This is a genomic window from Algoriphagus sp. TR-M9 (assembly GCF_027594545.1).
Taxonomy (GTDB): Bacteria; Bacteroidota; Bacteroidia; order Cytophagales; family Cyclobacteriaceae; genus Algoriphagus; species Algoriphagus halophytocola.
In genome coordinates, this window is the sequence record NZ_CP115160.1 from 98,948 (window position 1) to 113,217 (window position 14,270).

The 14,270-nt window shown below is 42.5% G+C and carries 12 protein-coding genes; 9 read left to right on the forward strand and 3 right to left on the reverse strand.

Annotation, left to right across the window (positions count from 1 at the left end):
- Positions 1 to 33: 33 nt before the first annotated feature.
- On the forward strand, positions 34 to 1,647 hold the full coding sequence (gene porM, locus PBT90_RS00480; RefSeq protein ID WP_264808398.1) for a type IX secretion system motor protein PorM/GldM: 1,614 nt from the start codon (positions 34 to 36) through the stop codon (positions 1,645 to 1,647).
- A gap of 34 nt (positions 1,648 to 1,681) precedes the next feature.
- Positions 1,682 to 2,500 carry a type IX secretion system ring subunit PorN/GldN gene (gene porN, locus PBT90_RS00485; RefSeq protein ID WP_264808399.1) on the forward strand — a complete coding sequence of 273 codons (819 nt, stop codon included), beginning with the start codon at positions 1,682 to 1,684 and terminating at the stop codon, positions 2,498 to 2,500.
- A 13-nt stretch (positions 2,501 to 2,513) separates the two neighbouring features.
- Here porN and uvrC read toward each other — a convergent pair whose 3' ends face one another.
- The 3 genes from uvrC to porW form a co-directional block, all read right to left on the reverse strand.
- Positions 2,514 to 4,319: an excinuclease ABC subunit UvrC gene (gene uvrC, locus PBT90_RS00490; RefSeq protein WP_264808400.1), complete on the reverse strand. Its 1,806-nt coding sequence runs from the start codon at positions 4,317 to 4,319 to the stop codon at positions 2,514 to 2,516.
- Between the two features lie 64 nt (positions 4,320 to 4,383).
- Positions 4,384 to 6,690: a penicillin-binding protein 1A gene (locus tag PBT90_RS00495; RefSeq protein ID WP_264808401.1), complete on the reverse strand. Its 2,307-nt coding sequence runs from the start codon at positions 6,688 to 6,690 to the stop codon at positions 4,384 to 4,386.
- A gap of 3 nt (positions 6,691 to 6,693) precedes the next feature.
- Entirely contained in the window at positions 6,694 to 9,318 is a 2,625-nt protein-coding gene (gene porW, locus PBT90_RS00500) for a type IX secretion system periplasmic lipoprotein PorW/SprE (RefSeq protein WP_264808402.1), read from the reverse strand.
- Between the two features lie 144 nt (positions 9,319 to 9,462).
- On the opposite strand from porW, the gene PBT90_RS00505 reads away from it, so the two are divergent.
- The 7 genes from PBT90_RS00505 (at position 9,463) to atpA (ending at position 14,217) form a co-directional block, all read left to right on the forward strand.
- Complete coding sequence (locus PBT90_RS00505) at positions 9,463 to 9,690, forward strand: AtpZ/AtpI family protein (RefSeq protein ID WP_264808403.1); 228 nt, start codon at positions 9,463 to 9,465, stop codon at positions 9,688 to 9,690.
- Positions 9,691 to 9,748: 58 nt separating this feature from the next.
- Entirely contained in the window at positions 9,749 to 10,120 is a 372-nt protein-coding gene (locus PBT90_RS00510) for a hypothetical protein (RefSeq protein ID WP_264808404.1), read from the forward strand.
- A gap of 18 nt (positions 10,121 to 10,138) precedes the next feature.
- Positions 10,139 to 11,182: a F0F1 ATP synthase subunit A gene (gene atpB / locus PBT90_RS00515; RefSeq protein ID WP_264808405.1), complete on the forward strand. Its 1,044-nt coding sequence runs from the start codon at positions 10,139 to 10,141 to the stop codon at positions 11,180 to 11,182.
- A 37-nt stretch (positions 11,183 to 11,219) separates the two neighbouring features.
- Positions 11,220 to 11,480 carry an ATP synthase F0 subunit C gene (gene atpE / locus PBT90_RS00520; protein ID WP_091695803.1) on the forward strand — a complete coding sequence of 87 codons (261 nt, stop codon included), beginning with the start codon at positions 11,220 to 11,222 and terminating at the stop codon, positions 11,478 to 11,480.
- 72 nt (positions 11,481 to 11,552) lie between these two features.
- Positions 11,553 to 12,047, forward strand: a complete 495-nt coding sequence (locus PBT90_RS00525) for a F0F1 ATP synthase subunit B (protein WP_264808406.1) — start codon at positions 11,553 to 11,555, stop codon at positions 12,045 to 12,047.
- A gap of 9 nt (positions 12,048 to 12,056) precedes the next feature.
- Positions 12,057 to 12,614 (forward strand): ATP synthase F1 subunit delta, encoded by a 558-nt coding sequence (gene atpH / locus PBT90_RS00530; protein ID WP_264808407.1) that lies wholly within the window; start codon positions 12,057 to 12,059, stop codon positions 12,612 to 12,614.
- Between the two features lie 25 nt (positions 12,615 to 12,639).
- Complete coding sequence (gene atpA, locus PBT90_RS00535) at positions 12,640 to 14,217, forward strand: F0F1 ATP synthase subunit alpha (protein ID WP_264808408.1); 1,578 nt, start codon at positions 12,640 to 12,642, stop codon at positions 14,215 to 14,217.
- Positions 14,218 to 14,270 lie beyond the last annotated feature (53 nt).

The window sequence follows — 14,270 nt, forward strand, 5'->3', positions numbered from 1 at the left end:
TCAATTCATTTTAAAATCCATTAAAACTTAAAAATGGCAGGAGCTAAAGAGACACCTAGGCAGCGGATGATCGGGATGATGTACTTGGTATTAACGGCGTTATTGGCGCTCCAAGTAAGTAACCAGATTCTCCAGAAATTTGTATTGATTAATGATGGAATGGAGAGAACCTCCAAAAACTACATCAATAAAAATGAAAATGCTGTAGAATCCATCGAATACACCGTAGAGCAACAGGGTAATAACGAAAAGGATGTTCCAAAAGTGGAGGCATCTAGACAAATCAGAGAGGCTACATCAGAGATCTATTCTTATTTAGAAGATCTAAAGCAACAGTTGATCACTCAATCAAATGCGAAAAATGACGAAGGAAACTTTGTTAATTCTGCATTGAAAAATACAGAGATGGCTGGAAATATGTTTGTCAATAATGGCAAGGGAGAAGAAATGAAGCAGATGCTGAATGCCTATCCTCAGCGTGTCAGTGAAATTTTGAGCAGCGTTGGGTTGTCAGATATGACTTTCCCTCCTATCGCTCAAGATGCGAAGGATATTCCATTATTTGCCAATGACAGAGAAGCGCGAAACAAGGACTTTGTGGCCTTGAACTTCGTGAAATCTCCGGTAGGAGCTGTTATGACACAGATTACCCAGTTCCAGAATGAAGTGCTGAATATCGAAAGTGAGTCGTTGTCTGCTATTGCTAATACGATTGGTTCATTTTATTTCAAAGCTGATGTAACCGAAGCTAGAATTGCGGCGACTTCCAATGTGGTAGCGGCGGGTACAAAGTTTGAAGGCGATATGTTTATCGCTTCCAGTTCCACCTCAGCTGCACCCACTATGACCATTGATGGGCGTTCTGTACCTGTGGATGCGAAAGGTTTTGGTAAAATTGAATTTAACGTAACTCCAGCATCAGAATATGACGATAGAGGATTGGCCAGAAGAGTGATCAATGGTGAGATCATCACTAATGTGGGAGGAGAAGACAAGGTTCTACCTGTTGAGTATGAGTACTTCGTAGCTCAGCCTGTGATCAAGGTTTCTTCAGAGGTTGTGCAGCAGCTTTATGCAGATTGTGCTAACGAACTATTAATAGAAGTACCGGCATTGGGTAATTCTTATTCCCCAGATTTCGCAGTGAGCAATGGACAATCTATAAAAGGTAATAGACCTGGTGAGTTAACTGTGATTCCTGGTGCTTCTGGAAAAGTGACTATAGGAGTGAGCAGTGGAGGCAATAAAATCGGAGATGTGGCGTACGATATTAAACCAGTCCCTGATCCGACCATCGTTCCTCAACTGTCGAACGGTAATGCAGTAGACCTAACTCAGTCCTATGCCATAGGTTCATTGACTGGACTGAAAGTTTCAGCTCAGGCAGAGCCTACATTTGGGCGTACCATGGCGAAGGATGCGAATTTTGAAGTGACTGGTGGTGAGGTACGATTGTTGAGAAATGATGTGCCTAGACAGACTATACAGATCTCAAATGGTAATAGCATCGCAATGCGTCAATTGCTTGAAAGTGCAAGAGCTGGTGATGATATCGTGGTGGTAGTAAACCAAGTGACCAGGACGAACTTTAGAGGGAATAAGATTCCTTCTACCTTGAATCAGGTGATTCGTATCGGGGTAAAATAATCCCCGAAATTGAAATACTAATAATGCATTGATTATGAAAAATTACTTTCCAAAATTTCTCTTGTCTTTACTACTGATAGCAGGGCTCAGCCCGCTTCGGAGTGAGGCACAGGTAGCTGCTACCAGCGTAACCCCTTCAGGTTTTGGAGATCGACAGTTTGCTATGGACACAGTCTTCTCTGCTAAAAGAATCAGAGAAGATGATAAAATGTATCAGATTGGCGTGTGGAGGAGAATTGATTTGAGAGAAAAATACAACCGAGCACTATACGGATCCGGTGACACCAAGAGTAATGGAATCATTAGTCAACTATACGATGCAATAGTAGAGGAAAATGCATTAGAAGTGTTTGCAGACGAGGAGTTCACTCAGCCACTTTCCATTGCTGAATTCCAGGAGAATTTCTGGTTGAATGCAACCGGGGACAGCATCTTTGTGAAGCAATTGTACTATTTGGATTTCAAAGAAGATTTTGTGTTTGATAAGCACCATTCAGACATGGTATTTGACATTAAATACTTGGAAATGGTGATGCCATCGGAGTCTAACTCCAATGCTGGTCAAAAATCCATAGCATTTATCAGATATAAGGACTTTTACAACTACTTCAAAGATCATCCTGATGCGAGATGGATCAACTTCAAAAATCAATCTAAAAACTTGACTTATTCTCAAGCATTTGATACGAGGTTGTTTAGATCAGTGGTTAGGAAGTTTACCAATTCTGAAGATGCCTTAATAGCAGATATGGTTTCAGCCGAAAATCCGAATCCGGAAATGCAGGCTTATTTGGATGCACTCGCATTTGAGTACGAATTATTAGAATATGAGAATTCCCTCTGGGAATGGTAATAGAAAGGGGCTTTTAAGCCCCTTTATTTTTTTCTACCCATTCCAGTAAGGATTTTGCTTTACTTGCCCCTATTATACCTGCAACCTCACTTTCTGTGGCTTCACTTAGTTTTTTGACCGATTTGAAATGACTGAGTAGCTTGTCAGCAGTGTTTTTTCCTATGCCAGGTATAGCCGTTAGTTGAGTTCCAAAGGCATTACTACTACGAACCTTACGGTGAAAGGTAATGGCAAAGCGGTGGGCTTCATCCCTGATCCTTTGTAAAAGTCTAAGACTTTCTGATTTTTTATCAATATGTATTGGGTAAGAATCCCCGGGAAAGTAGATTTCCTCTAGTCTTTTGGCTATCCCTATGATAGGCATCTGCCCATATACTCCGAGCTCCTTCAAAGCTTCTACTGCCGATGATAGCTGCCCTTTTCCTCCGTCAATTACCACTAATTTGGGCATTGACTTATTCTCCTCTAATAGGCGCTTGTACCGTCTTCCCACTACCTCTTTCATACTCGCAAAATCATCTGGTCCCACTACTGTTTTGATATGGTAATGCCTATATTCTTTGACGGCTGGTTTTCCATTTAGAAAACACACCATACTCGCCACTGGGCTGGTTCCCTGGATGTTTGAATTGTCAAAGCATTCTATATGATCCGGGATTTCAGGTAAACTCAAGTCCTGTTGTAACTGTCGTATTACCCGGTCCTTTTTATCTTGGTTCAACCCCTGTAGCAAAGCCTTTTCCTTTTTATAGTAAAGGGCATTTTTTAGCGATAGTTCGATCAGCTTCTTTTTATCACCGATCTTTGGCATGATCACATTCAGACCATCTATGGTTTCAGTCAGAGGCACGTTTAATAGTACCTCATCTGCATCACTGTGAAACTGATCTTGTAGCCTGATCAAGGCAGTTAATAATAGCTGCTCATCTGTCTCGTCTAATTTTTTCTTGAGCTCCACGTTTTTGGAGGTAATGAGCGCACCATTTTTTACCCGCATGTAATTCACGAAAGCATTCTTTTCATCTGAGACTATGGTGCAGACATCTAAGTTTAAAATAGATGGGCTGGCGATAAGTGATTTTGCTTGGTATTTCTCTAGTAAGTCTAGTTTTTCCTTTAGCTTTTGTGCTTTTTCAAACGCTAGGTTTTCAGCATGATGTTGCATTTCTTGCTTGAAATAGGCCTTTGCCAAGCCAAGATTACCCTTCAAAATGTGCTTAGCATGCTCTAAATCTTTGAGGTAATCTGCCTCGTTTTGTAAGCCTTCACAGGGGCCTTGACAGTTCCCAATATGGTATTCCAGGCATACCTTGTATTTTCCTTCGGCTATTTTATAAGGCGATAGGTCCAGTTTACATGTTCGAATAGTGAATAGTTCTCGGATTAGATCCAGTACGTTATTCATTGCTTTCACGCTGGCGAAAGGACCGAAATAGGTGCCACGCTTGGGGATCATCTTTCTAGTAGGGAAGATTCGTGGGAAATTCTCCTTGGTCAAAAGTAGGTACGGATAGGTCTTATCGTCCCTGAGAAGGATGTTATACTTTGGTTGTGATTTCTTAATCAGGTTGTTCTCAAGCAGCAGGGCATCAAATTCACTGTTTACCAGCGTTATCTCAATTCTCCTGATTTCCCGCACCATCCGTTTTGTCTTGAGGTTGACTCCGGAGTTCTTATTGAAATAGCTGCTTACCCGCTTGCGTAGGCTTTTGGCCTTGCCTACATAGATTAGTTCGTCTGCCTCGTTGAAGTATTTGTAGACTCCTGGGTGATCTGGTAGATTCAGGTGCTGGTCGGGTAGGAAAGAGGAGGATTGCATGCCTTAAAATTAAAAAAAAACAGCCTTCATTGAGGCTGTTTTAAATTATCATAACGATTTAGTTTTAGAAATCATTTTTCTGAGCATCATAGTCAAAATCCGCAAATCTTTGGCTTTCGGTCTCATATGCATCGCAGTCAATCTCTATGCTGAGTGGTCTATCCGGTCTTGGGAATGGCCCTTTGGTGTAGCCGAGGCTTTTATCCGCATATACTTTCATCATGAAGTTCTGCCATATAGGCCTGGCTGTTCTGCCGCCTTGGCCCTTGTACCAGCTTCTGAAGTGAATGGCTCTGTCATCCCCTCCTACCCATGATCCACTGACTAGATCCTTACTGATGCCCATGTACCAACCATCAGAAGCATTTTGTGTGGTTCCTGTTTTTCCGCCTAGTTCATTGTCCTGCCTTAATTCCCAATTTACCCCTTGGCTGGTTCCGCCGCTTTCTTCGAAGCCACCACGTAGCATATAAGTCATCAAGTAAGCGTGCTCTTCACTCATGGCAGGGCGCTTCTTGGCAGTGAACTGTTGAATTACATTTCCGTTTTTGTCTTCAATTCTATCGATATAGATTGGTTTAGTGTATTCCCCTTTGTTTACAAAAGTTCCAAATGCACCTACCATCTCATAGATAGAGACTTCATTTACCCCTAAGGCCAAAGAAGGAACCTCTTCCAGATCACTGGTGACTCCCAGTCTTCGGGCCGTTTCTACCACTATTTTAGGACTTAGCTTTTTCATCATATAAGCGGTGACAGAGTTCACTGATTTTGCCATCGCTTCCCGAATTGTCATTTTTTCATAAGTGAATTTCCCATCTGCATTCTCGGGGCTCCAAACCGGTTGGTCCGGGATATAAACTTCTACGGGCTGATCGATGACCGAATAGCATGGACTATAGCCGTTCTCTATAGCGGCAGCATATACGAAAGGCTTAAAGGTAGATCCAGGTTGCCTTTTGGAGCGCAATACGTGATCAAATTTGAAGTACTTATGATCGATCCCACCTACCCAGGCTTTGACTTGACCTGTATGTGGATCCATGCTCATAAATCCTGCCTGCAGGAATTTTTTGTAGTACCTCAAGGAATCCATGGTACTCATGACCGTATCGATTTCGTCCAATTCCCATGAGAAAACTTTCATTTTCTTTTTTTCATTCAACTTGATATTGATAGAGTCTGTATCGTTTCCATAGCGTACTTTCAGTAAGCGGTAAGCTTCTGTTCGGCGTACAGCGTCTTCGATGAAGTTTGGAATCACTCGATTATCTCCATCTACCCAAGGTGCTCTGTCGCCCATTTCTTTATAGAAAAGCTTCTGCAGTTCTTTCATATGTTCAGTTACAGCCTCTTCTGCATAGCGCTGCATTCTGCTATCTATGGTGGTGTAGATCTTCAGCCCATCGCCATATAGATCATAGGAAGAACCATCGGATTTAAGATTTTCCTTGGTCCATTTCAATAGGTCTGCTTTGACTATTTCTCTGAAATAGGTGGCAAGCCCTTTGTTTTGGTTGGCTACATTATAGTCCAGTTCTATAGGCAGTGCAGAAAGCGAATCAAACTCTTCCCGGCTCATATAGTCATTTCGCATCATTTGAGCGAGAACTGTATTTCTTCTCCGAAGTGAGTTGTCCGGATTGTAAACCGGGCTGTAGTAGGTAGGTGCTTTGAATAGGCCGACTAGCACAGCTGACTCTTGAGGCAATAGCTCCGAGGGCTTTTTATTAAAAAAAGTCTCTGAGGCAGTTTTGATCCCGAATGCATTAGAACCAAAATCCGAAGTATTTAAGTAAAGGGTCAGGATTTCATTTTTGGTATATGCTTTTTCCAGCTGGGTAGCTACTATCCATTCTTTGGTTTTGATGATAAGCATGCGAAGTCCCGGTACATTGCTTAAAACCCCACTGCTCTCTTCAGTTCTGGTTTTAAAGAGGTTTTTGGCTGTCTGCTGGCTCAGTGTGGAACCACCTCCTGCATTTTGTCCTAAGAGAATAGATTTTACAAATACCCTCATCATGGCTTTCATATCTATGCCAGAGTGACTTTCAAAACGAACGTCCTCGGTGGCAATCAGAGCATTCACGAGGTTAGGAGCCAGTTCCTCATAGGTTACAGGGCTTCTGTTTTCGCGCATGTATCTGCCGAGGAGCATTCCATCTGAAGAGTACAACTCGGAAGCAATCTGGGAATCGGGGTTTTCTAAAGCCTTGAAATCAGGTAATGAACCGAAAAGCCCCAAAAAATTGATACTGATCATCCAGACAAACAGCATAAATCCGAAAATACCTGCGATGAAAGCTATCCAGAGGAATTTTATGGTTTTGGAGACCCAGCTTGAGGTCTGGGTATTTGCTTTTTTACTCATAGTTTATTTATAAGCGGACCTAAAGAAAGTCCTGTATTCTTCTAAATTCTTGGTTTTGTTCAGTGCCTGGAAGTTTTCAATAGAAATGACAAATGCATTTTTTTTGACTTCTTCGGGTAATCCTTCAGAGGTAAAATCACTCTCAAAGACCTGATAATATTCCTTTGCTTTCTCGGCGTTGCTGAACGGGCTGATGATGTAAATCGCATTTTCCCTGTTCATATTCATTTCTCCGGTACGCAACCTTGACTTGGCAAAGTTCTTTGCATGAAAGCTTTCTAAATCTCCCAGAAGATTCTTTACTTCCTCTGCCTGGCTGGGGTTCATAGCGAGCACAAATATATGAGTTGCGGCCTCACTATACGTATATGGAGAGTCGGGATCTGCATTGCTTTCTTCACTTTGTTCATTTTCAGTGTTTTCCACCAAAGTGGAATCCGCTTCATTATTTTCCTCAGCTTGAAGGGTGGCAAGTTCTTCACTCGACAACAAAGGGTTTAGCATATTTCTTGCCAATTCCACCAAATCTTGATCTTTAGAATTTTCAATGTAGGCTTCTAGCCTTTCCCTGTATCTAGCCCTACTTTCCGTTTTACCGGTGAGCATGATGTCCAGGAGCAGAATGCGCTCGGTGTTTCGTGTGAGCGGGTATTCTTCCAGGGTGGTTTTGATGATATCCTTGGCTGCTTGATATTGGCCTTCATAGTAATAATTGTAGGCTTGTTCATAGCGCTTGGAAGATTCCAAATATGCCAAATTTCCAGAGGAAGCTTCTGGATTATTCACAGAGAAGGTGTACTGAGATTCAGGATATTCCCGATTCAGTCTAGAAACATATTGCTGGGAATTGCCACCCAGGTCTTTTTGAGCAAGGTAAAGCAAGTAATAGGCCTCAGGTTTTCGGCTGGACTCAGGGTATGCGCTGACCAGGGTTTCTAGGTTTTCTATACTCAATTCAATTTCCTTCAGGTCAAAATAAAGGAGCTTCCCTAGTTCAAAATAGGACTCTTCTAATTCACTGTTCAGCAATTCGATTTTTTCAGGGCTGTCCGGAATTTCGGAAAGCAAGGCTTCTTTAGTAGGAAGTTGCGCCAGGGGGTTATTTTCTTCTGTGCTGGTAGAATCCTCACTCACTGGCTCTGGGATAGTAGGTGTGACGCTTTGGAAGCTGGCAGCACTTCTTCTCCAGTTGTCTTGCAGGGGCCTGTTGCCCCATGTTCTACGAAACTCAATGGCTCCCTGCTGCATGGCCACTCCATTGTCAAAGTAGAATGATGATCCGGATCCCTTGTCTCCACCAAAAGCCAGTAAGTTGTCGAAAATACTTGCGTTTCTCGGTTCTTCTTTGGCTTTTGCTTGGGCAATGAGACGTTCCTCTTCTGACTTAATGAACTGCTCGGCTAGCAGCTCCTGCTCTTCGGGACTTAGCGCAGCCATTGCCAAAAGACTGTCATCTTTAGAAATACGCTCGTAGTGGAATACGAATTGATCTAGGGATTCTTTTTGTGTGCTGATCTGCAAGGCCACAGGATCCTGCTCATTGATAAAGGTCAACGCAGAATCCAGGTAGTATTTTGTAGCACGGTAATCTTTAAATTCCGCGAGGTTGATTTCAGCAAGCTTTTGATAGATATAGCCTTTTACTCTTGGGTTACTGCCAGGTTCTTTTGCTGCCTGGTGGAGCAATTGTAAGGTTTGATCTACATCTCCTTGTTTTTCTTCAAAAAGTGCCCGCTCATATATCACCACATCCTTTAGGTCTTTATTTTTAGGGTCTTCATAGAGGTCATCATAGTATTTTCTTACTTTTTTGAGATCCTTGGAAGCGTTTAATTCTGCTACCTGCTGCGCATAAAGCTGTGCATAAAAGCTCCGCTCATACGGAGGGTTACCGTCCAGGGCTTTATTGTAGTAATCATAGGCCAGGGCATCTAATCCCTCGCGCTGGTATCTTTGTGCCAGAATAAAATTGATCCTGGACTTTTCTTTGTTGTTCTGGGCATTTTCCAAAGCCATGTCCAAGGCACCGATCACTCCACTTTTGTCCCCACGTTTTTCGTAGTAATAGGCAAGAGTTCTATAGAGCTCGTAGCGGTTTTCGTTAGAGATCCCAGATTCCTTAGAGAGGTAGTCTATGGTGAAATTGGCATTTTCGAACTCACCTAGATCCACATATAGTTTGAGTAAAGTGATGAGTGTCTGCTGGCGAAGGTCATCGTCTTTGGAGTTTACATTGATGTACTTGTATGTGTTTTGCGCATCGTCAAAATGCGACTGTAAGTAATCCAATGTACCTAGTATGTAGTAGCTGTCATCCACCCATCTGCTGATTTTGTGCCATTCTATGGCTTTAGAGGCTAGTTCCCTGGAGGATTGTAGTTTTTCTGCATTGGCTTGAATAGTGGCTGAATCGTATGGGATGAAAACGGGAAGAATTTGGGTGTAGTCTTCCTTGTAATTGTTGAAGACCTCGGTTTTGACCTCTTCCAGTTTAAGGTTGGCCAGGTAATAAGCGTTGTAGTGTGCAGTGACATTGTGGAATGTCCTGTTGGTGAATGTGTTGCGTTCGGATGAACATGCAGCTCCAAAAAATAAAATACATAATGCCCAGACGGAAAATTTTCTCATGAGTTGATTTGCCCAATTCAAGTAGCAAAATAGGTTTTTTGATTTACTTAGTGAACGAAATCGCTGGTCTATTATTTGTGTGGAGTTGGGAGAGGATTTATTTTTCCTATGAAATTAATAACTTTTGACCCTTGAGAATAATACATGAGTAGTTCGGACAGTAGGAAAAAAAATAGAAGTACCCCAGTATATGTGAAATATATAGGCTTATCCTTTCAGCTTTTTGGGGTGATAGGTGCGGGCACATGGCTAGGCTGGTGGATTCAGCAAAAGAGCTCGATGAAATTTCCGGTTTGGCTATTGCTTTTTTGTTTTCTTTCCATTGGGATTGCTTTTTATCAGCTCTATATTTCAATTCGCTCGGATAAGTAATCCCGCAAAAGAAAATTTGGGGTAAATTTGCAAATAACTTACTACCCCGCTATTGAAAATGAATTATCATTTGAAATTTCTCCTGCTCACAGCAGGCATCTGTGCGCTCACTCTTTTGCTTCAGTGGATACTTCCTTCTACTATTCATCCAGCCATTTGGACTATTCTGAGTTTCCTGGCTGTAACGAGCTATTTGATAGGTGTATTAAGCATTTGGCTGCTCAAAGGTTCCGCAGAAAATCTTCTTCAGATCAAAATGTTGGGGATGATTTTGAGAATCATAGCCTCACTTTCCTTTATTGGAATCATGGTTTATTTGGGAACGGAGAATATTCTTTTGTTTGTAGCGGATTTCTTCGTTGTTTTTTTGTTCTATCTGGTGTTTGATATATACACCTTTCTGGCTAACTTGCGCCCGATTTCGAAGTAGCCCTCAAAAAAAGAGTAGATGACGCGTAAATTTCTTTCCTTAAGTGTTTTATTGTCAGCGTTTTTGCTGACTTTCTCCAGTTTGTCGTTTGCTGCTGGGGCAAATTCTGAAGATGGAGGTGAAGATCCGACAGGTTTCATCATGCACCACATCAAGGACTCTCACGAGTGGCACTTTTTCAATATTGGCCATACTCACGTGACCTTATCACTTCCAGTGATTGTGTATTCTGGAGATAGAGGTTTGGAGTTTTTTAATTCAAAAGACTTTCAGAATCCTGAGACTCATGCTTTCGGTAAGGAGTATGCGCATGAGGGGTATTACATAGACTCTCACGATCACATGGGCAGGGTAGATGGAGCTAGCTTCACTGACTTGTCTATCACTAAAAATGTGGTGATGATGTTCTTGGTGATTGCTGTGGTACTTTGGCTTGCGCTTTCTGCTGCAGGGCACTATAAGAAGCATGGCGCAGTGGCGCCTAAAGGAGCTGCTGCTATAGTGGAGCCGATCGTAATCTTTGTAAGAGATGAGATTGCTGAGAAGGCAATCGGTCCCAAGTACAAAAAATTTGTTCCATATCTGCTTACATTATTCTTTTTTATCTGGGTGGGTAACTTAATCGGGCTTTTGCCAGGTGCGGCTAACCTGACCGGTAATATTGCAGTGACGGCAACTTTAGCAGTTTTGACTTTTATTATCGTGAATGTCAACGGGAATAAGGATTACTGGAAGCACGTCTTCATGACCCCAGGTGTGCCGGTTCCTTTATTGCTAGTGATTGTGCCGGTGGAGATCATCGGGTTGTTTACCAAGCCTTTTGCCTTGATGGTTCGACTTTTTGTGGCAATCACAGCGGGTCACATCGTGATCTTGGCATTCATCGCGCTGGTATTCATCTTTGAATCTTATACTATAGGTGTAGTGAGTACGCTAATGGTGACTTTCATCAATATGATCGAATTGCTGGTGGCGACTATTCAGGCTTATGTATTTACGCTTTTCACTGCGATGTATATCGGCGCTGCTGTCGCTGAGCATGCGCATGATGAAGCACATTAATTAGGAATTTCTTTGTTCAATTTATAAATATAAACTTATGTTAACTTCAATCTTATTGACAGCTGGAATGGCACTTATGGGTGCTGGTATCGGTGCAGGTATTGTTGCGATTGGCGCAGGCCTTGGTATCGGTAGAATCGGTGGTCAGGCTATGGAATCTATTGCTCGTCAGCCAGAGGCTGCAGGCAAGATCCAGACTGCTATGTTGATCATTGCAGCGTTGATCGAGGTGGTTTCCCTGTTTGCAGTAGTAGTTTGTCTACTTATTGCATTGAATGCAGGCGGTATCGCTTTCTAAGAACAAATGAATCGGGATTGGCCGCTTGGGCCAATCCCTCTTTTTGAACAATAACGAAATTATATATATCTAATGGATCTGATTTTACCTAGTTCCGGACTGATCTTCTGGCAGTTGTTTGGCTTTTTGGCACTCTTGTTTATCCTGATCAAGTTTGCATGGAAGCCAATGCTTGCAGCTATAGAAGAAAGAGAAACCAGTATAGACAATTCATTGAAGGCTGCTGAAAAGGCCAGAAATGAAATGGCAAACCTGAAAGCTGAGAATGAAAAACTTCTGGCTGAAGCTAGACTGGAAAGAGATACAATCCTCAAAAAAGCGCAAGATGCTTCTACGAAAATGATCGAAGAAGCGAAAGAAGAGGCAGTGAAGACCGGAGCGCAAATGATCGAAAATGCAAAAGCGGTAATTGAAACTGAGAAGAAAGCTGCACTAGCAGATGTGAAGACTCAGGTAGCTACGCTTTCATTGGAGGTTACAGAGAAATTACTCAGAGCAAATCTATCTGATGACAAGTCCCAGAAGGATTTGGTGGATGGATTTATTAAGGAACTTAAGCTAAACTAATCCTTCTCCATGTCAAACCAGAGAGTAGCATCCCGCTATGCCAAGTCAATCATGGAACTTTCTTTGGAAAAAGAAAGACTAGAGGAGGTGCATTCGGATTTCGAAAGATTGACAGCCTTGGCTGCCAGTAATTCCGAATTTGCTGTAGTGTTAAAAAACCCAGTGATCGGTTCTGAAAAGAAGTTGAATATTCTAAAAGCACTTTTCAAAGATGCTGATCCTATGACTTTGTCCTTCTTTGACATAGTCTCAAGAAAGAACAGAGAAGATATCCTCTTGGACGTAGCCAAAGAATTTGAAAGTCAGTATAATCTGCACAAGTCTATCCAGGTGGCTGAGCTTACGACTACTTTTGCTATAGATGAGCAATTGAAAAGCGAGTTTGTATCCGTAGTCAAAGAGATTTCCGGTAAGGAATCCGTACAGTTGGTGGAGAAAATCAACCCGGACTTGATCGGAGGTTATATATTGAAAGTTAATGACCGTCAAATCGATGAGTCATTGAGTAGCAAATTGAGACAATTGAAAGCTCAGTTTAATACCAATCATTACGAAAGTAAAATCTAATCAAAAGCATTAATCTTAATATATCATGGCAGAAGTAAGACCTGATGAAGTTTCGGCAATCCTAAGAGAGCAACTTTCTGGTGCTAGAACCGAAGCAGAACTAGAAGAAGTGGGTACAGTCCTTCAAGTGGGGGATGGTGTAGCCAGAATCTATGGACTTTCTAAGGCTCAGTCTGGTGAATTGCTAGAGTTCGACAACGGTCTGAAAGCAATGGTACTGAACTTGGAAGAAGACAATGTAGGTGCTGTAATTTTCGGAGATTCCAAAGATATCAAAGAAGGCGATACCGTAAAAAGAACCAAGAAAATCGCATCCATCCAAGCAGGTGAAGGCATGCTGGGCCGTGTAGTAGATACCTTGGGTAACCCTATCGACGGTAAGGGTCCTATTGCTGGTGATCTGTATGAAATGCCACTGGAGCGTAAAGCACCAGGTGTAATCTACCGTCAGCCAGTGACCGAGCCGCTTCAGACTGGTATCAAATCTATCGATGCCATGATTCCAATCGGTAGAGGACAAAGAGAATTGGTGATCGGTGACCGTCAGACAGGTAAAACTGCTGTGGTAATTGATGCCATTTTGAACCAAAAAGAATTTTACGATAAAGGTGAGCCTGTATTCTGTATCTATGTTGCCATCGGACAGAAGGCATCTACAGTGGCAGGTGTAGTAGCTGCCTTGGAAAAAGGCGGTGCACTACCTTATACCGTGATCGTAGCAGCTCCTGCTTCAGATCCAGCTCCAATGCAGTTCTTTGCGCCATTTACTGGTGCTGCCATTGGTGAATTCTTCCGTGATACTGGACGTCCTGCTTTGGTGGTTTATGATGACCTTTCCAAGCAAGCCGTAGCTTACCGTGAAGTGTCTCTACTACTGAGAAGACCTCCGGGACGTGAAGCATATCCGGGTGATGTGTTCTACCTTCACTCAAGATTGCTTGAGAGAGCTGCCAAAATCAACAAATCTGATAAGATTGCTCAGGAAATGAATGATCTTCCAGAATCTATCAAGCCTCTAGTGAAAGGTGGCGGATCATTGACCGCTCTTCCTATCATCGAAACCCAGGCTGGTGACGTTTCTGCCTATATTCCGACTAACGTAATTTCCATTACAGATGGTCAGATCTTCTTGGAAACAAACCTTTTCAACTCCGGTATCCGACCGGCGATCAACGTGGGTATCTCCGTATCACGAGTAGGTGGTAACGCACAGATTAAGTCCATGAAGAAAGTAGCGGGTACGTTGAAGCTGGATCAGGCTCAGTTCCGTGAATTGGAAGCTTTTGCCAAGTTTGGTTCCGATCTAGATGCTACTACTAAGCGTACCATCGAGAGAGGTAGAAGAAACCAGGAAATCTTGAAGCAGCCTCAGTACTCTCCAGTATCTGTAGCGCATCAGGTGGCCATCATTTATGCTTCTACCAGAGGACTGATGGACTCAGTGCCTGTAGAAAAAGCCAGAGCATTTGAGAAGGAGTTCTACACGCTATTAGATACATCTTATCCAGAAGCACTTCAGTTGATCCTAAAAGGTGATATAGATGGAGCTGGTAAGGTGCTTTCCAAAGCAGCTGCAGAATTAGCACCTAAATTTTCAAAATAATTGAATTACAATCCGGGAGACTGCGGTCTTCCGGGTAGTTAATACCCCGCACA